Origin of the sequence: Streptomyces adustus (genome assembly GCF_009377175.1) — a bacterium.
In the GTDB taxonomy this organism is placed as follows: domain Bacteria; phylum Actinomycetota; class Actinomycetes; order Streptomycetales; family Streptomycetaceae; genus Streptomyces; species Streptomyces adustus.
The window spans coordinates 1-20,634 of record NZ_VJZD01000175.1 but is presented as its reverse complement, the minus strand read 5'-3'; the positions used below and the strand labels follow the sequence as shown (position 1 = coordinate 20,634).

General features: G+C 69.1%; 18 protein-coding genes, 1 tRNA gene and 4 pseudogenes. 12 read left to right on the top strand and 11 right to left on the bottom strand.

From position 1 onward, the window contains the following. Positions 1-744: 744 nt before the first annotated feature. Both FNH09_RS32240 and FNH09_RS32235 read right to left on the bottom strand, forming a co-directional pair. A complete protein-coding gene (locus FNH09_RS32240; RefSeq protein ID WP_152893433.1) occupies positions 745-1,497 on the bottom strand; it encodes a response regulator in 753 nt (250 codons plus the stop codon). Continuing rightward, the gene (locus FNH09_RS32235; protein WP_152893440.1) at positions 1,494-2,714 is read right to left on the bottom strand and encodes a sensor histidine kinase; all 1,221 of its coding nucleotides are present in this window, start codon (positions 2,712-2,714) and stop codon (positions 1,494-1,496) included. The genes FNH09_RS32240 and FNH09_RS32235 overlap by 4 nt, the downstream gene beginning before the upstream one ends. Positions 2,715-3,021: 307 nt before the next feature. Here FNH09_RS32235 and FNH09_RS32230 point away from each other — a divergent pair, with 307 nt between their 5' ends. The 5 genes and pseudogenes from FNH09_RS32230 to FNH09_RS32215 form a co-directional block, all read left to right on the top strand. Next, positions 3,022-4,341: a glycosyltransferase family 4 protein gene (locus FNH09_RS32230; RefSeq protein ID WP_152893432.1), complete on the top strand. Its 1,320-nt coding sequence runs from the start codon at positions 3,022-3,024 to the stop codon at positions 4,339-4,341. Positions 4,342-4,588: 247 nt separating this feature from the next. Beyond that, the gene (locus FNH09_RS32225) at positions 4,589-5,047 is read left to right on the top strand and encodes a transposase family protein (protein WP_338017747.1); all 459 of its coding nucleotides are present in this window, start codon (positions 4,589-4,591) and stop codon (positions 5,045-5,047) included. Continuing rightward, positions 4,987-5,118, top strand: a complete 132-nt coding sequence (locus FNH09_RS49640) for a hypothetical protein (RefSeq protein WP_274390292.1) — start codon at positions 4,987-4,989, stop codon at positions 5,116-5,118. Before FNH09_RS32225 ends, FNH09_RS49640 begins: the two co-directional genes overlap by 61 nt. Positions 5,119-5,165: 47 nt before the next feature. Next, a complete protein-coding gene (locus FNH09_RS32220) occupies positions 5,166-5,642 on the top strand; it encodes a DUF6924 domain-containing protein (RefSeq protein ID WP_338017745.1) in 477 nt (158 codons plus the stop codon). Positions 5,643-5,718: 76 nt separating this feature from the next. Then, positions 5,719-6,102, top strand: a pseudogene (locus FNH09_RS32215) (transposase); the annotation flags it as partial. A gap of 76 nt (positions 6,103-6,178) precedes the next feature. On the opposite strand, the gene FNH09_RS32210 reads toward FNH09_RS32215, so the two are convergent. From FNH09_RS32210 to FNH09_RS32200, 3 genes are all read right to left on the bottom strand, one after another. Beyond that, positions 6,179-6,904 carry a hypothetical protein gene (locus tag FNH09_RS32210; protein ID WP_152893431.1) on the bottom strand — a complete coding sequence of 242 codons (726 nt, stop codon included), beginning with the start codon at positions 6,902-6,904 and terminating at the stop codon, positions 6,179-6,181. Positions 6,905-7,240: 336 nt separating this feature from the next. Further along, positions 7,241-8,128 carry a helix-turn-helix domain-containing protein gene (locus FNH09_RS32205; protein ID WP_152893430.1) on the bottom strand — a complete coding sequence of 296 codons (888 nt, stop codon included), beginning with the start codon at positions 8,126-8,128 and terminating at the stop codon, positions 7,241-7,243. A 35-nt stretch (positions 8,129-8,163) separates the two neighbouring features. Next, entirely contained in the window at positions 8,164-9,060 is an 897-nt protein-coding gene (locus tag FNH09_RS32200; RefSeq protein WP_152893429.1) for a helix-turn-helix domain-containing protein, read from the bottom strand. Positions 9,061-9,306: 246 nt separating this feature from the next. On the opposite strand from FNH09_RS32200, the gene FNH09_RS32195 reads away from it, so the two are divergent. The 5 genes from FNH09_RS32195 (at position 9,307) to FNH09_RS32175 (ending at position 15,412) form a co-directional block, all read left to right on the top strand. Continuing rightward, the gene (locus FNH09_RS32195; protein WP_152893428.1) at positions 9,307-10,077 is read left to right on the top strand and encodes an SDR family oxidoreductase; all 771 of its coding nucleotides are present in this window, start codon (positions 9,307-9,309) and stop codon (positions 10,075-10,077) included. 35 nt (positions 10,078-10,112) lie between these two features. Continuing rightward, on the top strand, positions 10,113-11,030 hold the full coding sequence (locus FNH09_RS32190) for an alpha/beta hydrolase (RefSeq protein ID WP_152893427.1): 918 nt from the start codon (positions 10,113-10,115) through the stop codon (positions 11,028-11,030). A 67-nt stretch (positions 11,031-11,097) separates the two neighbouring features. After that, positions 11,098-12,036, top strand: a complete 939-nt coding sequence (locus FNH09_RS32185) for an alpha/beta hydrolase (protein WP_152893426.1) — start codon at positions 11,098-11,100, stop codon at positions 12,034-12,036. Positions 12,037-12,353: 317 nt separating this feature from the next. Further along, on the top strand, positions 12,354-13,484 hold the full coding sequence (locus FNH09_RS32180; protein WP_338017744.1) for a CapA family protein: 1,131 nt from the start codon (positions 12,354-12,356) through the stop codon (positions 13,482-13,484). A gap of 608 nt (positions 13,485-14,092) precedes the next feature. After that, entirely contained in the window at positions 14,093-15,412 is a 1,320-nt protein-coding gene (locus FNH09_RS32175) for a phosphoribosyltransferase family protein (protein WP_162469405.1), read from the top strand. Between the two features lie 535 nt (positions 15,413-15,947). On the opposite strand, the gene FNH09_RS32165 is transcribed toward FNH09_RS32175, so the two are convergent. The 4 genes and pseudogenes from FNH09_RS32165 to FNH09_RS32150 form a co-directional block, all read right to left on the bottom strand. After that, on the bottom strand, positions 15,948-18,110 hold the full coding sequence (locus FNH09_RS32165) for a hypothetical protein (protein ID WP_238427236.1): 2,163 nt from the start codon (positions 18,108-18,110) through the stop codon (positions 15,948-15,950). A gap of 197 nt (positions 18,111-18,307) precedes the next feature. Next, positions 18,308-18,380: transfer RNA gene (locus tag FNH09_RS32160), tRNA-Pro, on the bottom strand. Positions 18,381-18,461: 81 nt separating this feature from the next. Continuing rightward, a pseudogene (locus tag FNH09_RS32155) lies at positions 18,462-18,602 on the bottom strand (DNA/RNA helicase domain-containing protein); the annotation flags it as partial. A gap of 155 nt (positions 18,603-18,757) precedes the next feature. Then, complete coding sequence (locus tag FNH09_RS32150) at positions 18,758-19,102, bottom strand: alpha-amylase (RefSeq protein ID WP_238427235.1); 345 nt, start codon at positions 19,100-19,102, stop codon at positions 18,758-18,760. Between the two features lie 157 nt (positions 19,103-19,259). Between FNH09_RS32150 and FNH09_RS50310 the strand changes: the two are divergent. Both FNH09_RS50310 and FNH09_RS50305 read left to right on the top strand, forming a co-directional pair. Continuing rightward, a pseudogene (locus FNH09_RS50310) lies at positions 19,260-19,574 on the top strand (helix-turn-helix domain-containing protein); the annotation flags it as partial. Between the two features lie 105 nt (positions 19,575-19,679). After that, a pseudogene (locus FNH09_RS50305) lies at positions 19,680-20,008 on the top strand (toxin Doc). Between the two features lie 58 nt (positions 20,009-20,066). Here the strand turns inward: FNH09_RS50305 and rbsD are convergent. Then, on the bottom strand, positions 20,067-20,456 hold the full coding sequence (gene rbsD / locus FNH09_RS32135) for a D-ribose pyranase (protein ID WP_162469404.1): 390 nt from the start codon (positions 20,454-20,456) through the stop codon (positions 20,067-20,069). Then, positions 20,453-20,634, bottom strand: a 182-nt coding sequence (locus tag FNH09_RS32130; protein WP_238427234.1) for a PfkB family carbohydrate kinase, incomplete at its 5' end; no start/stop codon positions are given. The genes FNH09_RS32130 and rbsD, both read right to left, overlap by 4 nt.

The following is a 20,634-nucleotide window of genomic DNA, read 5'->3' as shown; positions in this document are numbered from 1 at the left end:
CAGCAACGACCCGGTCCACCAACTCAGCAGGACACGACCGAGTCAGGATGCCCAACCCCAGCCGCTCCAGACGCGACACCAACACGCATGGCTCAACAGCACGCACACCCCAAAAGCAACGGCATTGTTGTTGATGATCCGGGGGGGGTGGTGTCACCGGGCCCGGAGGCATCGACGGACCGCTGATGAGAGGCTTCAGCACCGGCTTCACCCGAGCCGGAAGAGCTCTCCGTAACGTGGCTGTGGCAGCTCGATGCCGTGCCAGGGCCGGACGAAAGCGTGAAGAGACGCTTGGACGAGGCTGTGCGACCCAGGTATTGCATCACAACAACACCCAAGCCGCACGGCCTACTTCATGCCTCGGCAGTGCCTCGGCAGTGTCTCGATCAATATCACGCACCACGTCGTAAGGTACGGCCTATGTCTGATGGATCGATGTCTACGGGCCGCCTATGGGCAGTCCTGCTCGGGGTCGACGCTGTGGTTACTGCGTCGACGATCGTGGTGTGGAGGCAGAGCGGAACACCGTGGACCGAAACCTTGGTCAGTTCGGGTGTGATTGCTCTTGCGGTCCTGATAGCCGGCCCATGGACGATAAGGCGGACCAGGGCAAGGGTCGAGGAAGCAATGCGGCAACAGCGTTGATCCGGTTCGGTCGCCTCTGAGAGTGCGGTACGTGGCATGCTCCGGGTTCGGGCGAGGCTGCCGCAACGAGCGGCCGTGCACTCTCGTGGGCCTGGCTCCTCACGGCAGCAGACGGTGCTGGGCGGCCATCGCCACTGCGCCGGCCCTGGTCTGCACGCCCAGCTTGGTGTAAATGCGGCCCAGGTGGGTCTTGACCGTGGCCTCACTGAGAAAAAGGACCCGCGCGATCTCCCGGTTGGTGAGGCCGCCAGCCAGCTGGCCGAGGATACCCCGTTCCCGTTGTGTCAGCGCGGGTCCAGGCGTGCGGATCCGGGACATCATCCGATCGGCGACGGTTCCCGACAGCACGGTGCGCCCGGCGGCGGTGTCCCGGATCGCGGCGAACAACAGTTCCGGTCGCTCCGCCTTGAGCAGGTATCCGGTGGCGCCGGCCGCCAGGGCGCGGGCTATGTCGGCATCGGTGTCGAACATCGTGAGGACCAGGACCTGCGGTGCAGGTCTGCCGCGCGCACCGGGCGCGGCGGTGGCGACGATCCGTCGTGTCGCCGTCACCCCGTCCGTGCCGTCGCCGAGTTGGAGGTCCATGAGCACCACGTCCGGCCGCAGACGCATGGTCATCACCAGTGCCTCGTCCCCGCTCGCGGCCTCACCGACAACATCGATTCCTTCAGTGCTGGACAGCAGCGCCCTCAGTCCGGCCCGTACCACGGCGTGGTCGTCACAGAGAAGGACACGGACGGTGTCGGGTTCGCGGGCGAAGTCCGTGCCGGTCGGTTCGAGGTCCTCGGCAGGGCTGGTCGGAGCCGATCCTCCGGCCCTCTGCCCGTGTTCGGGGCTCTGTGGGAATCTCATGATGTCTCCTCCGCCGGGAGCGTGCTGCGAGCGGCGGCGCCGTCGTGCGCTCCGAGGACCACGGACATGGTCACGACCGTTCCCTCACCGTGTGCGGACTCCACGCGGAGTGTTCCTCCGGCCCGTCTCGCCCTGCTCTCCATTAGGGGAAGACCATGGCCGCGTGTGCGGGCCTCGCGGCGGTGCGGGATACGGCCCGGCTCGAAACCGCGGCCGTTGTCGGCGATGTCGACGCAAACGGAGTCCTTTGAACAGGTCAGCGTGATTACAGCCCGGGTCGCCCCAGAATGTTCCCGTACGTTGGCCAAGGCGCCCTGACTCACACGAAGCAGCGCTGTCTCGACCGCCTCGGGGAGGTTCCCGGGTGTGCCGTCCAGCCGGAACTCGACGGCCGGGCCGGACGCGGGCTCCCCATCGGTCCCCGGCATAGCAGGCTGCTCCGCTAGTGCGCGCATCGCGTGCACCAGAGTGTTCCCATCGAGATCGAGCGGGGCCAGATCGCGGACGAATCGGCGCACCTCCGCCAGCGCGCGGCCCGCGCTCGCGGCGGCCCCGCGGACGTGTTCGTGCGCGGTGTCCGGCGCGATGTGCCACTGGCGTTCGGCGGCCTGCAGCAGCATCTGCTGGCTGGACAGGCTCTGGGCGAGGATGTCGTGAATCTCGGCCGACAGCCGCTGCCGTTCCTCCAGAGCGCCTGTGCGCCGCTCGTTTGCGGCCAGTTCACCCCGGGCGCGGACCAGGTCGTCGATGAGCAGGCGCTGCCGGTCCGCCAGACGCCGGCTGTGCAGCAGTACGGCTGTGACGACGGTCCCGAGGGCAATCGGGGCGATCACCAGGTTGGGGTTGAACAGGCCGCTCGCCACACGGAGTTCGGAAACGATCACGAGGAGCGTGAGCACTGAGGCAAGGGGCAGCGCGAGCGGCACCGGCAACCGGTGCACACCGGTGAAGAGCAGGGGCATGGTGCACCATGTCGCGCTCGGTTCGAGGGCGAGGAGGACCAGCCAGACGGCGAGCAGCATGCCCAGCCGAATCAGGTGCCGGATGCTGGGCCGCTCGCCATGGCAAGGCGCGGGCGCCCAGATCGGTCCGCTCAGGTGGAGCACGCCGAAGACGAGGAAGAGCGCGAGACTCCATCCTGTGTGGCCGTCCGGCCCATCGTAGGTGAGCAGCCGGCCGATGGAACCCGCGAGCAAGAGAACGAACGCGGCCTGCATGGCCGCCTCGATCCACCACCCGTCGGGATCGGCGCGTCCCAGAACCGAACCGTCGTGCTCCGTCACCGCTTGTTCATCCTTCTACGCAGACCCTTCGCCATGGATCGGTTCTCACCACGTCTACCGGCCACCTGGGTCCGGTGCATCATCCGATCGATTGACATCGGCATGGCCTCTCCCGAGTCCCGACCGATCCATTCGCCCAGCGAACGCGGACCCGCCGCCGACCAGACTGCTGAACAGAACGACGTACAGCACCTCCCAACTGCTTTCCCACCCCCCGGCTCCCTACTGAAATGTCTCCCGCATGCACATTTCCTTCCTGCTCCACAATGCGTATGGCATCGGCGGCACGATCAGGACGACATTCAACCTCGCCGCGGCGCTGGCGGAGCACCACGATGTGGAGATCATCTCGGTGTTCCGGCATCGCAACGTGCCCTTCATGGGCGCACCCGCCAAGGTAGGCCTCACCCCTCTGGTCGACCTGCGCGCTGCCTGCGCCGACTACGACGGTGACGATCCCCGCAACACCCAGCCCGCCAGGGTCTTCCCGCGCGCGGACGGTCGGCACACGCAGTACAGCCGCCTCACCGACGAACGCATCGGCCGGCACCTGAAGAGGCTGGACGCCGACGTGATCGTCGGAACCAGGCCCGGACTGAACGTGCACATCGCGCGCCAGGCGCAGCGCGCCGCCGTCAGGGTGGGACAGGAGCACCTCAGCCTCTCGGGTCACGGCTTCCGTTTGCGCCACGAGATACAACACCACTATCAATTGCTTGACGCCCTCACCACCGTGACCGAAGCCGATGCCCGCGCCTACCGGCGACTGGGCCTGCGCGGTGTGAGAGTGGAGGCCATACCTAACAGTGTTCCCGCCGCGTCCGTGGAACCGGCTGACGGCACCGGCAAGTTCGTCGTAGCGGCGGGTCGGCTCAATACCGTGAAGCGATATGACCTGCTCGTCAGAGCCTTCGCCCAGGTCGTCACCGCTCATCCGGACTGGCAGCTGCGGATATTCGGCAGTGGAGACACCACCGGCAACGAGAGGCACGCCCTGTCTGCACTGATCCGCGATCTCGGACTCAGCCGCCACATCTTTCTCATGGGGCAGGTGAACCCCCTCGAACCGGAGTGGGTGAAGGGCTCCATCGCCGCGTCCACCTCCGACCGGGAATCGTTCGGCATGACCATCGTCGAGGCGATGCGCTGCGGTCTCCCCATCGTCGCCACGGACTGTCCCGTCGGACCACGCGAGATCATAGAAGACGGTGTCGACGGACGCCTGACATGCCCGGGAGACGTGGACGGCATCGCGGCTGCGCTGCTCGAACTGATCGGCGACGACGAACTCCGGCGTCGCATGGGCGAGGCCGCCCTGAGGAATGCGACCCGCTTCGACCCGGCACGCATAGCCCAGCGGCACCTGGACGTCTACCAGGGCCTGCTGCGGCGCGGTCCCGGACGACGCTCGCTCGGCTTCGTACGGCAAACCGCGCACCAGGCAGTCACCGACTCACTCGACACGGCACACGGGCTGCGGTCCTTGGCCCGCGGTGTTCTGAAGAAGTGCCGCACCGATGCGGAAGACAGATGCCGGACTCGGCTACCTCGCCAGCTGTGATCAGTGCCTGTGTCCCATCCTGTTGCCGCAGAACACGGCGTCCTGCGGCTGGATGGTGATCGGGCTTGCCGTTCGGTCGAGCGTGCGGGCTACCAAGATGATGGAGTTCTCGACGTTTCGTGATTCGAGTGGAAGACCGTGCCTGTCGACGCCTTATCGCTGATCCCGCCTGCTCTTGACCCAGCTCCGCGAGCAGCCCGAGGTCGTATCCACGGAGGTCTTGAGCTTGCTTGGGCGGCTGGTCGAGGTGCCTGATCCACGTGTTCCGCGCGGGGTACGTCACCCGTTGGCCGTCGTGCTCGCACTCATCGCGTGTGCCGTGTTGTCCGGAGCGTCCTCGCTGCTGACGGTCGGCGAGTGGATTGCCGATGCCCCGGCCGACGTGCTCCGGCAACTCGGCGCCTGTCCCGACCCTTTGATTGCCCGGCGTGCTCTGCCCGGCGAGACGACGGTCCGGCGGCTGCCCGCTCGTGTCGACGCCGATGCACTCGGCCGAGCAGTCGGACGCCGGCCGGCAGATCGCCGACCGAAGGAGACGGGGACCGGCGGGCTTCGCGGTCCGGCCGTGGACGACGAGAGCCTGCGAGGCGCGGCCAAGGCCAAAGGACAGGAAGATCCACCTGCTCGCCGCCCACCAGCGACGCGATGCACACCCAGCGGGAGCACGCCGACTACCTCCTCGCCCGCAAGGCCCACTGCATCGTGATCGCCAAAGGCAACCAGAAGAAGAACCGCAAGCAGCTCAAGTCCCTGTGTCAGCGGTCTCGCGTAGCGTGAGTACGGAATGCGCGGGCTGTGACCTGCGCGGATGGGTGGGCAGCGGCGTGAGTGACCGTAGGGAGTGGCTGGCGGGGCGCGATCGGGACGCGGCGCTGATCATCCGGACCGATTACCGCGACGAACAGGCATGGGCTGCGGTGAAAGCTGAGCTGATGAGGCCTTGGGGTGATGGAGACTTCGAGCCGTACGTCCACATCGCTGACGATCCGAAGTGGGCGGGATGCACCTCGGCTCAGATTCTCTCCGTGGTGGTTGCCGATGAGGAGCTGAGCGTGGTGTTCCTTGCCGACCGCGACTCAATGCGTGGTGGGCCTACCACGTTGCTGGCAGTGGCGGTGCTGGCCAGGGAAGAGTGCGACAGTGACGAGGAGTTCGAGGCGGACGGCGGCGCGTTTCGCACCGTTCCTGCCGGCGTCCACGAGATACACGCGAATCTCATGATCGCCAACCTGTCATTCGGTGATTTCAAGGAAGCCGCCAAGGAGGACCCCCAGGACACTTTCCAAGGGTTCGCCATCTGAAGGACTCGGCTCGCCGACTGGAGCGCTCACTCGCCAACTGAAGTGCTCAGTCACGTCAGCCCCTACGACACCACTGTTCACGGGACTCGGGACCCAGCTCGGAGCCCGCGTGTCGGCCGAGCTCGGCGACGACAGGACCCGGTTCGCCGATGCCCGCGGACTGAAGGCCTATGACGGGTCGGCGCCCATCACCCGGGCCTCCGGCAAGAAGTCCAGCATCACCCGCCGCCGCATCAGGAACGACCGGCTCAACCACGTCGGCTGTCTCTGGGCCTTCTCAGCCCTTCGCGCCTCACCCGGGGCCATGGCTCGCTACCGCCACCGCCGCGACGAACGCGGAGACTGGCACGCCTCGGCCCTACGCAATGTCTTCAACAGCCTGATCGGACAACTCCACCACTGCCTTCAACACCGCGAACTGTTCGATGAACAGGCGGCCTTCGCAGCCACGGTGGCATAGGTCGCGCAGGCAGCGTGAGAGGGCAACGTGCTCCAGCCAGCGCCGATGAGGGAGAAGCTCCAGTGCACCGCCAGCGCTACCGCAGGACCGGACGGTTGGAGGCCGCGTACTCATCCGCGATGACGAATACGCTGCCGCATCTCGGGCACTCTGCCTTGCCAAAGAGATGCGCAATTCCGTCAGCGAGTACGTCTTCCCCATCTCGGACAGCGAGCTCGTGCATCCATCGGCCGACACCCGAGAGCTCCTCGGCGGGCGCCGCTCGCAGGTCCCGTCGGTCCACGTCGCCAAGATTCCAGTCCCGGATCGCCGAGTAGCGCCCGTAGCCGCCGATGGCGATCGTCACTTCCACAGCACAGTGAGGGCAGGCCAGGTGGTAGAAGTCGTCAGTGAAGTCCCCCAGGACGTTCGCCCAGTGGTACTGCTCCTTGACCGCGAGCAACGCGCGGAAGGTCACCAGGTAGTCGGCCGGCCGTGACTGCATGTGGAGATCCAGGAGGGCACCGAACTCGGTGATCACGTCGGCGCTGGCACCCAGAAGATCGTCAACGCCGTGGTGTGCTGCCGCGCGCTCCATGATTTCTCCGGCCAAGTGCCGTGCCTCCGTGCTCCCCGGCGCGAGACGCACCAGCCGAGGCAGGGCAGCGATGCCGGCGGGCGACACCAGGTCCCGCTCCAGGATCAACCGGCGTCCCAGCTCCGCCCACGCCTCGCCGTCGTCTTCACGCTCCACACGGTCCAGGAGCTCGGGAACTCGGTCTACGTCGAAGTGCCAGTCGTACATCTGTGCCCAGTTCGCCACTCAGACATTGAACCGCCCTACGAGCTACGCGGCGAACCCGCACCACAGCGTCGCCATCGGGAAGTCTCGTCAACTTGACGCCTGGCTTCGTGAGGTGCCTGCGGTGAAGGCCCGCGCCCACCCAGGTGAGTGCAAGCGCGGTCCTCATCCGAAGACTCGTGCATCCCCACTACATACAGCGTGTGATCACGAACCTGCTGCGCGTCCCGCCCTGCGACCTGGGCGTGAACAAGCCCGGCACCCTCACGGCGACCGCCCGGTCTTCAACTGGGTGTGGTGCGTCACTGGTTGAAACATTCACTCCTGTCCCGGGTGGTTCGAGTCCGCCACGCAGAGCTACGTGAGGCGCTCGCGGACGCTGTCGGGAAGCGTGGATGTCTCGGCGCCTTGTTGTGCAGCGGCTGCCAGGACGCGGAGGCCCTTGTGCGAGGGGCTGTCCGGCTCGGCGGTCCAGACGACGATGTGCTGGTCGGGGGCGGTCGAGCTGGTGAGGGTGTCCCAGTCGAGGGTGAGGGTTCCGGCGATCGGGTGGTGGAAGACCTTGTTGCCGGTGCTCTGGACGGCGACCTCACACGTCTGCCACCAGTGCTGGAAGTCGGTGCGGGGCGCCATCCGTGCCAGGAGGCTCAGGAGCCGGGGATCGTTCGGATTGCGCGCGGTGTGCATGCGCAGGTAGGCCACGCAGGCGTGGGCCCCGGCCGGCCAGTCGTCGTACAGGGCCCGCAGCACGGGGTCGTTGAACAGCAGCCAGACGTAGTTGCGGTCCGCTTCGGGTACCTGGGCGAAGTCGGTGAGGAGTGCTGCGGCGAGCCGGTTCCAGGCCAGGACGTCCATGGTGTCCGACAGGACGACGGCGGGTGACTCGGTGAGTTGATCGAGGAGTCGGCGGCAGTGCTCGGTGACGTCCCGGCTTGATCGTGCGGGCGGTTCGCTCGGGACGCGGCCGGCGAGTTCGAAGAGGTAGGTGCGCTGGTCGCCGGTGAGGCGCAGGGCCCGGGCGACGGCTTCCAGGACAGGGACGGACGCCTGCATGCGGCCCTGCTCGATGCGGGTGTAGTAGTCGGTGCTGATGGCGGCGAGCTGCGCTACTTCCTCGCGCCGCAGGCCCGCCACCCTCCGCTGGTTTCCGGTGTCGGGCAGACCCACCTGGAGAGGTTCCAGATCAGCCCGGCGGGCCTTGAGGAAGACACCCAGTTCCTTCGGGTCGCCGGTCCCGGTGCTCATGGTTCCAGTGTGGCAGCGAACGGTATGGACCGGCGTCAGCCGAGCAGGCCGCTGTCGCTGCCGGCATCGTGGCCCACGGCGGCGGGGCCTGTGCCGTCCGCCCAGGAGGCGAGGATGCGCAGTGCGTCGTGGGAGGGGGAGCCGGGTTCGGCGGACCAGACGACGAGGTGCTGGTCGGCGTCGACGGTCGGGGCGAGGGTGTCCCAGTCGAGTGTCAGCTCGCCCACGACGGGGTGGTGGAGCACCTTGGTGCCGACACCGCGGACCGCTACGTGGTGGGCGGCCCACCAGCGGCGGAAGTCGGCGTCCTGGACCGACAGCTCGCCGACGAGCGCAGCGAGCCGTGGGCTCTCGGGGTCGCGCGCGGCTTCCATACGCAGTTGTGCCACGCAGGTGTGGGCGACATTAGCCCAGTCGGCATACAGCTCCCGCACGGAGGGTTCGGTGAAAAGCATGCGTATATAGTTCCGGTTCTTTTCCGGAATCTTGGAGAAATCGGTGACGAGGGCCGCCGCGAGTGGATTCCAGGCCAGAATATCCATGCGGCGGCCCAGGACGATTCCCGGAGTGGTGCCCAGGTCGTCGAGCAGCCTCCTCAGGCGGGGCTGCACTTTCTGGGATGTACGGCGCGCCGGGCGGGCCGGCGGGCGTCCGGCGAGCTGGAGCATGTAGGCACGCTGGTCGTCGTCCAGGCGCAGGACACGGGCCAGGGCGTGCAGCACGGGCGCGGACGCCTGTATACGGCCCTGCTCCAGGCGGGCGTAGTAGTCGGTGCTGATGGCAGCCAGGACCGCGACCTCCTCGCGTCGCAGGCCGCTGACCCGGCGGCGGCCTCCCGTGTCGGGAAGACCGGCTCCGGCAGGGCTCAGCTCGGCCCGGCGGGCTTTGAGGAAGGCCCCGAGTTCGTCGGGGCGCGGCACGTTGGTGGTCATGGTTGCCAGTTTCCCCGGGGCACAACTTCGGTGGCAGGGAGACTTTTGTCCCTGGATGGATTCCTCCGGGGATGGAAGTCTCCTCTGGTAGACGGGTGCGGCACGTGCGAGCGTATTTCCTGTGGCCAGGACAAAGCCCTTGTGGGCCGATATGAATTCCGGTTCCGGCATTGTCCACGGCACAACTTCTCCGTATCCGACCGAGGCGTCTACGGCGCCTGTGCACAATGAAGGAGTTCGATTCCGATGCCCGCCATCGACCGTGTCCTCGTCGTCGGGGCGACCGGCCGTACCGGTCGGCACGTCGTCGCGGCGGCGGCCGCCCGGGGCCTGACCCCCGTGGCCCTCGCCCGCGACGCCTCCCGGGCCCGCAAGACCCTGCCGCCCGGCACCGAGATCGTGGTCGGTGACCTCACCGTCCCGGACACGCTCACCGAGGCCGTCCGCGACATCGACGCGGTGATCTTCGTCCACGGTTCCGACGACGACGTGCGCCCCGAGTCCTTCGAACGCATCGACTACGGCGGTGTCGCCGGCGTCCTGGGCGCGCTGGGCAGCCGCCGGCCCCGGATCGTCCTACAGACGACGATCTTCGTCACCCGCCGCGGCCACTACTTCAACGACGGCGGCCACGCCCTGGACTGGAAGCGCCGCTCGGAGCGGCTCGTACGGCTCAGCGGCACCCCGTACACGATCGTGCGCCCCGGCTGGCTCGACGCAGGACAGACCGGCTCGCACCTGCGCATCGAGCAGGGCGACACCGGCGAGGACGGCATCAGCCGTGAAGCCCTCGGCACCCTCCTCGTCGAAGCCCTCCTCGACGACGCGGCGCTCGGCAAGACCTTCGAGGTCTTCTCCGGCCCCGGCCGCGCCACCAAGGACTTCACCGCCCTGTTCCAGGGTGCCCAGCCCGACGCCTCCGCAGCCCTGGACGCCGTCAAGGACACCCCCAACCTCCCTCTGGACGCCGAGCCGGCCCGCGTCAGGGACGACCTCACGCACCAGCACACCCACTGACCACCGCACCAACAGCAAACAGCAGGAGCACCACGATGCAAGCCATCACCTTCCCCAACGGCCAGATCACCATGGCGGGCAACCTCTACCTGCCCGAGGCCTTCGACACCGGCAGCCGACACGCGGCGGTCGTCGTCGTCCACCCCGGCGGCGGCGTGAAGGAGCAGGCCGCCGGCCTGTACGCGGGCAAGCTCGCCGAGCAGGGCTTCGTGGCCCTCGCCTTCGACGCCTCCTACCAGGGCGACAGCGGCGGCGAACCGCACCACCTGGAGGACCCCTACGCCCGCGTCGACGACGTCCGCGCCGCCGTCGACTACCTGCAGACCCTCGACTACGTCGACCCCGAGGGGATCGGAGCCCTGGGCATCTGCGCCGGCGGCGGCTACAGCGTCAACGCCGCGATGACCGACTATCGCATCAAGGCCCTGACCACCGTCAGCGCCGTCAACATCGGCACCAGCTTCCGCCGCGGCTGGTACGGCACCGACTCCGACGCCGCCGCCGTCCCCACCCTCAAGGCCGTCGCCCAGCAGCGCACCGCCGAAGCCTCCCAGGGCGCCGAACCCGCCTACCTCCCCTACGTCCCGGCCGAGCCGGACGAGAACACCCCGCGCGACCTCGTCGAGGCCGGCGACTACTACCTCACCCCCCGCGCCAAGAACAAGTTCCTCTTCACCAAGAGCGTCTCGCGGATCTTCACCTTCGACGCCTTCCACATGGTCGAGGACCTCCTGACCCAGCCGATCCTCGTCGTCGCCGGCAGCGAGGCCGGATCCCTGTGGATGTCCACCGAACTCCACGGCCGCGCCCGCAGCCCCAAGCGGCTCCGAGTCGTCGAAGGCGGCACGCACATGGACTTCTACGACGTCCCCAAGTACGTCGACCAGGCGATCGCCGAGGCCACGCCGTTCTTCACCGAGCACCTGAAGGCCGAGCCCGCCGACCAGGGCTGATCACTTCGGGGCAAGCGGGCCCCGCCACCTGCCGCGGGGCCCGCTTCATCAATTAAGGAGTCCACCCATGACCGACAACATCAGGCACGTGACCGTCAAAGCGCTGGCCTGGGACCTGGCCGCTGACATCCATCTCCCGCCAGACTTCGACGAAAGCAAGACCTACCCCGCCATCGTCAGCGTCCACCCCATCGGATCGTGCAAGGAGCAGACCGCCGGCAACGTCTACGCGACGGCGCTCGCGGACGAAGGGTTCGTCGCCATCGCCTTCGACGCCAGCTTCCAGGGCGCGAGCGGCGGTGAACCGCGGTCGGTCGAGGACCCGGTGTTCCGGGTCCAGGACATCAGCTACGTCATCGACCACCTCGTGACACTGCCCTACGTCGACGCCGACCGCATCGGTGTCATCGGCGTGTGCGGTGGCGGCGGTTATTCCATCAACGCCACCATGACCGATCGCCGTATCAAGGCCGTCGGCAGCGTGACGGGCGTGAACTTCGGCGGTCTCATGCACGAGTCCTTCAGCGGCTACGACCCCATCGGCGCTCTCGACGCCGTCGCCGAACAACGCACGGCCGAGGCCCGGGGAGCAGACCGGCAGATCACCCAGTACCTGCCGCCGTCCCCTGAGAAGGCCAAGGAACAGGGCCTGACCGAACTCGACCTGTTCGAAGCCACCGACTACTACCGCACCACCCGCGGCGAGAAGCCCGGCGGCCGCACCGAGGGACTGTTCTCCCGCCAGGGGTCCGCGATCGGCTGGGACGCCTTCCACCGCGCCGAGACTCTCCTGACCCGGCCGCTGTGCGTCGTCATCGGAGACAAACCCGGTGCGTTCGGCGCCTACCGGGACGGTCTGGAGATCTACCGCCGCGCGGCGTCGAAGGACAAGGAGCTGGTCGTGGCGGAAGGCTTCTCCCACTACGACCTGTACGACCAGCACGAACCAGTCAAGATCGCCCTGGGCCACCTGATCCCGTTCTACCACAAGCACCTCGGCGAGTGAGGCTGCCCGCCCGGCCGAGCACCCCTCGCCCTGGGCGGCCCGCGGCTCGGCGGCGGCCGGACACGTGTGTCCGGCCGCCGCCACGCACCTCCGGCGCAGACCAGCTCCCCTCCCCCGCAGCCAAGACGCAGGCCGAGACCGAGGGGTTCGCCATCCGGCCCTTCGGCGCCGGTACCCCTGCTGCCGTCGCCCCGTGGGCGGACGCGGAGCCGGGCAACCAACCACATGGCTCCCGCGCATCACACACGTGTAGCCGCATGGCGCCCTCGTCTTGCGGATCCTTGGCGCATCGCTCGCTTCGGCTTTAGCGTTGGGGGGTGCACGAGGGCATGGTCACGCTGTTCCTCGGCGGGGACGTGATGCTCGGCCGGGGTGTCGATCAGATCCTTCCGTTCCCCGGTGACCCGGCGCTGCGGGAGGAGTACATCCGCGACGCCCGCGCTTACGTCGACCTGGCGGAGGCGGCGAACGGGCCGATCCCCCGGCCGGTTGGCTTCCGCTGGCCGTGGGGCGAGGCGCTGCCCGTCCTGGACGAGACAGCGCCGGACGTGCGGGTGGTCAATCTGGAGACAGCCGTCACCGGTGACGGGGACTTCACGCCCGGCAAGGACGTCCACTACCGGATGAGCCCGGCCAATCTGCCGTGCCTGGCCGCAGCCCGGCCGGACGTCTGCGCACTCGCCAACAACCACGTACTCGACTTCGGCCCACGCGGCCTCCACGAGACGCTCGACGCCCTGGCGGAGTCGGGACTGCGGACGGCGGGGGCGGGCCCGGACGAGGTAGGGGCGAAACAGCCGGCGATCGTACCCGTGGGCGCTGACGGGCGGGTGCTGGTCTTCTCCTTCGGAATGCCGTCCAGCGGGATCCCGAAGCACTGGGCCGCCACCGGGCAGCGGCCCGGCGTCGACGTCATCGCGGAGCCTTCGCATGCAGCCGCCTCCGTGTTCGCCGACCGTCTGCGGCAGGTCAGGCGGCCGGGAGACATCGCGGTCGCCTCGATCCACTGGGGGTCCAACTGGGGCTTCGACGTCACGCGCCCCCAGGTCCGCTTCGCCCACGCGCTCCTCGACGCGGGCGTGGACATCGTGCACGGACATTCCTCGCACCACCCGCGCCCGCTGGAGGTGTACCGGGACAGGCTCATCCTGTACGGCTGCGGCGACCTCATCGACGACTACGAGGGGATCGGCGGCTACGAGAGCTACCGGGACGACCTGCGGGTGCTGTACCTGGTGTCGGTGGAGGCGGACACCGGCCGGCTGGTCAACGCGCGAATGGTGCCCCTGCGGGCGCGCAGGATGCGACTGGAGCACGCCCCGTCCCAGGACACCGAATGGCTGCGCGCCGTCCTCGACAGGCACAGCCGAGCGTTCGGAACCCGCGTCGACGGCGGGCCCGACGGCACGCTCACGCTACGGCCTCTGCATACCGGGCAGCACACATGACGTGGACCTCAGACGGGGACCACTCGGCACGTGTGCGTCGAATGCGACGCGCCCCGTGGCCTGTGTCAGGTCCCGGGAGGTCTTGAAGCATGGAAGCCGGGAGATCAGTCGCCGGGAACGGTTCGCTGGTGGTCGACCACATCCGCGCCGGCCGATCTCGGCCGGCCCGTTCGGTCTGCAGGAGGTCCCGATGAGCGTTCGTGTCATGGCCGGCTGCTGATGGGCTTGCTGCCTGACACGAGGGTCTTGCGCTGCGCACCACGGCCGACGGGCCGTCGGCCGTGGTGAAAGCACTGGGGTGCCGTGCTGGTGGAGTACAAGGCCGTGCGCTTCCCCGACGGCGAGCTACGAGCCGTTGCCGCCCGTGTGTCGTCGCCGCGGCTCTCGCCATCGTCCGGGCGAAGGCGCCGCGCGCAGTCGGCGACGGCGCCCAGTCCCGGGTAGCGGAACAAAAGCGGCTTGAGGCTGGCCCTGGGATGGCACACGGCAGAACAGGAGTGCCTCACCCAGGGGTGCGCATTCGTTCGCCGCTGGAGTGAGGATGGAAGTACGGGGTGCATGCACACGGCGTCGTCCGCCGTGTTTCCTGGGGGCGAGGAGGCCCGGTCGTGTTGTTCCTGGATCGTCGGGATGCCGGCCGACGGCTGGCTCCCCTGCTGAAGCATCTCGAGGGTACTGATGTCGTGGTGCTGGGCCTGCCCCGAGGGGGTGTCCCGGTCGCCGCGGAGGTCGCGAAGGCGTTGGGCGCGCCGCTGGACGTCTGCCTGGTGCGCAAACTGGGCGTGCCGTTCCAGCCGGAGCTGGGCATGGGGGCCATCGGCGAAGGCGGCGTCCGTGTGATCAACGACGAGGTGGTGCGCACCGCGCGGGTCACTGCGCATGACTTGGCCGTGGTCGAGGCCCGCGAGCGGGAGGTGCTCGAAAGCCGTGCACAGCGCTACCGGGGTGAACGGGAGCCGGCAGCCCTGACGGGGCGCACGGTCCTAATCGTCGACGACGGGGTCGCCACCGGATCGACGGCACGTGCGGCCTGTCAGATCGCCCACGCTCGCGGGGCGGCGCGGGTCGTCCTGGCGGTTCCCGTGGCCCCGCAGGACTGGGCCGCGCGCCTGGGTGCGGACGCCGACGAGCTGGTGTGCCCGCACACTCCGTGGAGCTTCTACGCGATCGGGCAGTTCTACGCCGACTTCTCCCAGACCGACGACGACGAGGTCGTCGCCTGCCTGCAAGAAGCGCTCGCCCGCCGGGCTCCGTCCGGGCAGGCAGGGCCCGAGGGCCGGGAGGCGAATGTACGCGCGGGTCCGCTGGTGCTGCGGGGCCAGTTGACGGTACCCGAGGGCGCGCTGGGGATCGTGGTGTTCGCGCACGGCAGCGGTAGCAGCCGGCGCAGCCCGCGTAACCGGTTCGTCGCGGCCGGCTTGAACCGGGCCGGGCTGGGCACCCTGCTCTGCGACCTCCTCACCGAGGAAGAGGAGATGGACCGGGCCAATGTCTTCGACACGGAGCTCCTCGCCCGACGGCTCACGGACGCCACCGGCTGGCTGCGCGAGCAGCCCGAGGCCCAGGGGCTGGCCATCGGCTACTTCGGCGCCAGCACCGGCGCGGCCGCCGCACTCTGGGCCGCCGCCGAGCCCGACGCGCGGATCGCCGCGGTCGTCTCCCGTGGCGGCCGGCCCGATCTCGCCGGACCACGACTGCCAGCCGTGACCGCACCCACCCTTCTGATCGTCGGTGGCGACGACCGGCTCGTGCTCGGTCTCAACCGCGATGCACAGGCCCGGCTGCGGTGCGAGAGCGAACTCGCGGTCGTCCCCGGTGCCACCCACCTCTTCGAGGAACCCGGCACCCTGGAGCAGGTCACCCACCTCGCCCGTGACTGGTTCACCGACCACATGGCCCCGGCACACCACGGGGTGACCCGCTTCTGAGCGCAGAGGGCACGTCGCCGGCCCAGAGCCGCACTTCCCGTCTGGGCGCGGTTCTCAGGTTGCGTGTCCGGCGCAGCAACACCGTCTCAGCGTTGACGATGCACACGTGACGGGCGACGGCCCGTGGGCCCGGACCGCTCCTCGCGATCCGGGCCCACGGGCACATGTTCGCCTGGGCGGCGTCAGACGGTGGGGAACTGTGGCCGATCACCAGCACCGACCGAGGCGAAACGCTGTTCCTCACAGCTGCGGACGGCACGCTCGCCGGGATCCTGGTCGAAGACGGCGAAGGCGGTTGGGCGCGGTACGACATGAGCTTCGCCGAATGGCTCTCTCGCTACCTCATCGGCGAAGACATGGCCGGCCCCGACACCTCAGCCTTCTGTCCCGGCCCCGTGCAACTGTGCCTCCTCCCGATGACCGCCGACGAAAGGCCAGAGCCCTGGAACGGACCCGAGCACGGCATGCAACCCTGTCGGCCACGACAGTCACAGAGACCCACTGCGTCCCTTGGAAAGCCGAACGGGACGACCGCTTAGCCGTGGATCACTGCCTGAGAGGCGGGCTCGGCCTGGAGCCAGTGGCGGCCGGCGGGTGCCCAGCCCAGGAGCCGACGTGCGCCGCTGTTTGTGGGGCCGCCGTCGGGGCCGAGGTCGCCGCCCGCGTGGACGAAGCGCAGACCCGCCAGGACGGGCGCGAGGCGCGTGCGAGCGTGGTCGGGACAGCGCGCCGCGTCGTCGTCGAACTGCGCCAGGGCCGTGCGCTGCTCGTCGGGGGTGGCCATCGACAGGTGGAACAGAGCCTGGCGCCAGGAATAGGCCATGTCCTTGATGGTCCTCAGCGGGTGCGGGTTGCCGTGGATCCGCGCGGCAAGGCGGCAGGTGGTGGCGAATGCGCTGCGGACCAGTGCCGCCCAGCCGGGCTGTGGGCTCACCCTGACCGGCCCGGCGAGGAGGGCAAGGTTGTGCGTGGTGAGGATCTGGGCCTGCTCGATCACCGCGCCGGCCTGGGCGACCGACAGCCACGTCGTCGCGTCGACGCCAGCGCGTTCATGGCACAGCGCCGCGAACTGCACAGCGTCGAAGCCGTGCCTGTCCCGGGAGGCGGACGCGTCGGCGCCGGCAATACGTGCGTAGTCGATGCCGTAGTAGGCCGCGTACAGGGTTTGGTCGAGGAGCTCGGCCGCGACCCGGGCCGCGGCAGGGAACTTGGCGGTGAACGTGCCCATGAAGATGTCGGCCGCGAGCTCCTCCGTCCACGGCAGCGTGAGCCCGGCGGTCCGGGCGAGCGTGGTGAGCCGGCTCACCAGCGGGTTGGGCAGCACCGTGCCGGGCCAGCCCTGCAAAGCGAGTTCACCGAGGTCGGCGAGGGTGCGTGCCGCCGTCGCCCGCACGGGATCGGTGCTCTGGCGGTGCTGTTCGACGGCCCGGACCCAGGGCAGTTCCTCGAAGCGGACCTGGTGCTGCAGGTCGACGAGGAGCACCGAGCGCCGGTTGCTGAAGGCCCCGTAGGAGGCGGTCATCAGACGGCGCAGTCCGGCGTCGGAGTAGGCGGCGGCGCTCGCGGCCGCGACGAGCTGAGGCGTGAGGGTGGCCAGCACTTCAGCGGACGGTACGACGCCCGCTGCGATGAGCGTCGGGACGTCAGCAGCCAGCGCCCGGTGAACCAGACGGGCGATGGGCTCGGGCACGTCGGCGCCGACGGGCAGCCCTGTCGCCTCGTACTCGGCGGGGGTGACCGCCACCGTGAAGGTGCGGGCCTGCGGTGTGCCCGTGTCCGGCGGCAGGTCCGCCAGGCGCTCGGCGACCAGCTGGGCCATGGCGTGGTGCGTCGGGCGGGCGGCGTCCGCGGCCTGACGGGCGCGCAGTGCCGCATGCTCGGGCGTACCGGGTACGCCGCGTCGGCGCACCATCGCATCGACAGCGTGCTGCACCAGTCCACGGCGACGTGCATCCAGGTCGCCTCCGGCAACGAGGTCTTCCAACGCGGTCCGCAGGATGAACGAGTTCTCCTTCGGGCGCCGGTGCTTGCCGCAGCAGGTGTGTTCGGCGGCCAGCGCGCGGTAGCGCCCCAGCAACGCGGCCGCGCGCTGCCTCCACTCCGGCTTGGGGGCCCTGGCCAGGACACGGCCGTTGCGCACGGTCTTCAGCCAGTGCTCGAGCAGTTCGTCGGCGAAGGGATTCCACACGGTCAGCGCCTCGTTCATCGCCGCGATGCCGGCATGCGGGCGCCGCTGGTGCAGCCGACGGCGCACCTCTGCGATCGTCCAGCGGAACACGATGCCGCTGTCGGACCCAGAAGTCGCGGAAGGCACCGGCTGCGGCAGAAACCGCAGGCGGTCGGCGAACGGCGCCAGGACGTCGAGGAGTTCCAGCGCGGTCGCGGTCTCCCCGCGGTCGGCGAGCCAGGCAACGGTGAGCAGGGCGGCCTCTTCGGGCAGCTCGACGGCATAGCCGCCCGATTCCAGCAGGTCCGTCAGCTCGGCGAGGCCCGTCGTGGTCAGGGCGTGCGCGAACAGGGCGCGCCGCTCGGCCGGCAGACCGGCTCGGTGCGCGGCGGCGGCTTCGTGCGCAAGCAGCGGCCCGCTCGCGGCCGGCGTGCCGGTGGCGAAACCGCCACGAACCACCTGCGGGGTGACCCATGCAGGCAGGCCGGCCACGGGAGTGCGCGACCCGACGGTCAGCGTGCCGTCGGCCATACCGGCAAGAACCTTTCGCCAGCGCTCCACACGTTCCTCAGCGCCAGCGCGCACCTGTCGGTCGTGGTGAGTCAGAGCCGTGGTGAAGGCCCTCGCCAACTCGCCCATCGGGTAGACCTGCGGAACGTCCACAGGTCCCCGACCGTGCGTGGTCGCGTCGTGGCCGTCGTTGCGCCCAGAGTCGTTCGTGTCCATAGCCAGCGTGGCGGGCTCTGCCCCCGCGCCCTCCGGGTCCCGAGCCCGGTGCTCTCCTGACTGAGCTACACGCCGTTGCGCCTGGCGAGCCTACGGGCTGGGCACCATTCCTGACCATCGACTTCCTTGTCACCCTCGGCGCGCACACGGAGGGGGTCCGGTGGCGTGCAGCGCGGTGCAGCCGCCCCGGTACAGGTCGCCGAGGAGTTCGAGGGCGATAACGCTCTTGCCTGATCCGGGGCCGCCGGTGACGACGATGACTTCTTTGAAGTCGGACTGCCTGGCCTTCTCGACAGCAACAATCCGAACAGCGGCCAACGCCCTCCAGATGCATCACAGCCGCCCAACACCGCAGCAGACACCACCGGCCCGGCTCGGTAGGAGATCAGGGGCGCCGCGGTGTCTCCAGCTCGTTCAGGAGCCGCTCGAGTTCCTGCCCTGAGCGGGCCCGCTCAGGCGCCCTCGGTGGTGACGAGGACGGGGTCGCACGTCCTCAGCCCCGTGACGTAGTTACCGTTCGTTCCGTAGCCGGAGAAGGTCGCCCAGCCGTCGGGCGCGATGACGCGACACGGAGCCCACTGGCCGTCCGTGTACTCGACCGTGACGGAGACGGTATCGCCGCAGCGGTTGTGGACGTCCGTGTAGCGCCAGCTCTGGAAGTACTCCACGCACTCCGGAGCCGGCGATCCGGTGGCCGCCACTGCGGACGGGGCGGTGATCAGGGTCGTCAAGAGACCCGCCGCGCTCATGGCGGCGAGAGCGAGGGGACGCGACATGCGTGTCGTGTGGTGTGCCATGTCCCGAATCCTCAGCCCCATACGGACACTCACGCAACTTTCTGCAAGTAATTTCAGCCACGATCTCGTCGCGCATACCAACAAGCAGGCCAGAGACCATTTCAAGGACTGAAAGACTTTGCATATCACTCTCACACCACAGCACGTTGAACTGGGCATGGCGAGGGCTGGCGTGCGTCAGCTGATCGTGGCGGCGCATCGGGTCACCGGGTTGTCGATGCACGTGGTCTCCGAACTCGGCGCTGGGGTAGGGCCGTTGTGGCACGTACGGCATCAGGCGCGTCCGACGGCTCGGCCGAGGCGGCGGGCTGCGGGAGCCGGGGCGGAGCGCAGGTTTGTCCTCGTCGACCGGCTGCCGGCAAGGCTGGTGAGGCTGCGCCATGGCATCACTCATGACGTGCTGGCCTGCTGGTTCGGCGTCGACCGCTCCACCATTACCCGTGCCATTGGCGAGGTGCGGCCGCTGCCGGCGCAACGGGGCTGCACCGTCGCGCCGGGCATCCGGCTGGATCCTCTCGCCGAGGTCGTCGAATACCTGGGCGTCGGCGGTGAGATCGGGATCATCTACGGGACGGAGATCCGTGTGCGAGGCCCGGCCGCCGGCCGCAAGGACCGGGACAAATTCGTCTCGGACAGTGCACGAGGTCGCAAGGTGCCGACCCTGGAGACGTCCGGTCCGGACGCGGCGTGGCGCGCGGTGGCGCTCCTGCACAGGATCACGCGCCTCGATCCCTCCCGCACCGCGACAGCCTCTTCGCCGCCTTCGTGCCCGCCCCGTACCTGAGCCAGTGCGGAGAGGGAATCGATCCGCCCTACGACGCCCTGTCCGATCTCGTCCGCAAGATCCGGCACACGCGACTGGGCGTCTACGACGTCGCCGACGTACTCAGGTCCTGGAAGGTCTGACGCCAGCGCTGTGAGGATCTGGCGCCTGGTCCAGGAGGGTCCGACGGCGCCGCTCAGGTCAGAAGAACACGCCGCACCGCAGCAGCACGTTCGCGTATGGCCGGGCCTCACCGGTCCGTACGATCAGGCGGGCTCCCGCGGACAGTTGCTTGAGGCGTTCGTGCGGGACGAGCTCCAGGTCGGGGAAGCGTCCCTCCAGCAGTGCGGCCGCCGCGGGATTGGCGCTGCGGAGCTCTTCGGCCGCCGTGGCGCCCTCCACGACCAGTTCGGCGAGCAGACCGTCCAGCACCTCTGCGAACGACGGCACTCCGGCCCGGAAGGCGAGGTCGACGACGCGGGGGCCTTCCGGGATCGGCATTCCCGCATCACAGATCAGGACCTGGTCGGTGTGGCCCAGTGCGGCGACGGCCCCGGCCAGATGACGGTTGAGGATTCCTGCCCTCTTCACAGTGCCTCGACCTCCGCCGCGGTGGGGTAGGAGTCCTGGGCTCCACGGCGAGTCACGGCGAGTGCGCCGACACGGGCCGCGTAGGTGGCGGCCGCTTCGAGCGACACTCCGGCCCCGAGGCTCCAGGCCAGTGCCGCGGTGAAGGCGTCGCCGGCCCCGGTCGTGTCCGTCGCGGCCA

What these genes read in the sequence shown, in the direction of transcription:
- FNH09_RS32240 (WP_152893433.1), bottom strand. Translation starts at nt 1,497, where the DNA reads ATGAGATTCCCACAGAGCCCCGAACACGGGCAGAGGGCCGGAGGATCG.
- FNH09_RS32235 (WP_152893440.1), bottom strand. Translation starts at nt 2,714, where the DNA reads ATGCAGGCCGCGTTCGTTCTCTTGCTCGCGGGTTCCATCGGCCGGCTG.
- FNH09_RS32230 (WP_152893432.1), top strand. Translation starts at nt 3,022, where the DNA reads ATGCACATTTCCTTCCTGCTCCACAATGCGTATGGCATCGGCGGCACG.
- FNH09_RS49640 (WP_274390292.1), top strand. Translation starts at nt 4,987, where the DNA reads ATGCACACCCAGCGGGAGCACGCCGACTACCTCCTCGCCCGCAAGGCC.
- FNH09_RS32205 (WP_152893430.1), bottom strand. Translation starts at nt 8,128, where the DNA reads ATGAGCACCGGGACCGGCGACCCGAAGGAACTGGGTGTCTTCCTCAAG.
- FNH09_RS32200 (WP_152893429.1), bottom strand. Translation starts at nt 9,060, where the DNA reads ATGACCACCAACGTGCCGCGCCCCGACGAACTCGGGGCCTTCCTCAAA.
- FNH09_RS32195 (WP_152893428.1), top strand. Translation starts at nt 9,307, where the DNA reads ATGCCCGCCATCGACCGTGTCCTCGTCGTCGGGGCGACCGGCCGTACC.
- FNH09_RS32190 (WP_152893427.1), top strand. Translation starts at nt 10,113, where the DNA reads ATGCAAGCCATCACCTTCCCCAACGGCCAGATCACCATGGCGGGCAAC.
- FNH09_RS32185 (WP_152893426.1), top strand. Translation starts at nt 11,098, where the DNA reads ATGACCGACAACATCAGGCACGTGACCGTCAAAGCGCTGGCCTGGGAC.
- FNH09_RS32165 (WP_238427236.1), bottom strand. Translation starts at nt 18,110, where the DNA reads ATGGCCGACGGCACGCTGACCGTCGGGTCGCGCACTCCCGTGGCCGGC.
- FNH09_RS32150 (WP_238427235.1), bottom strand. Translation starts at nt 19,102, where the DNA reads ATGGCACACCACACGACACGCATGTCGCGTCCCCTCGCTCTCGCCGCC.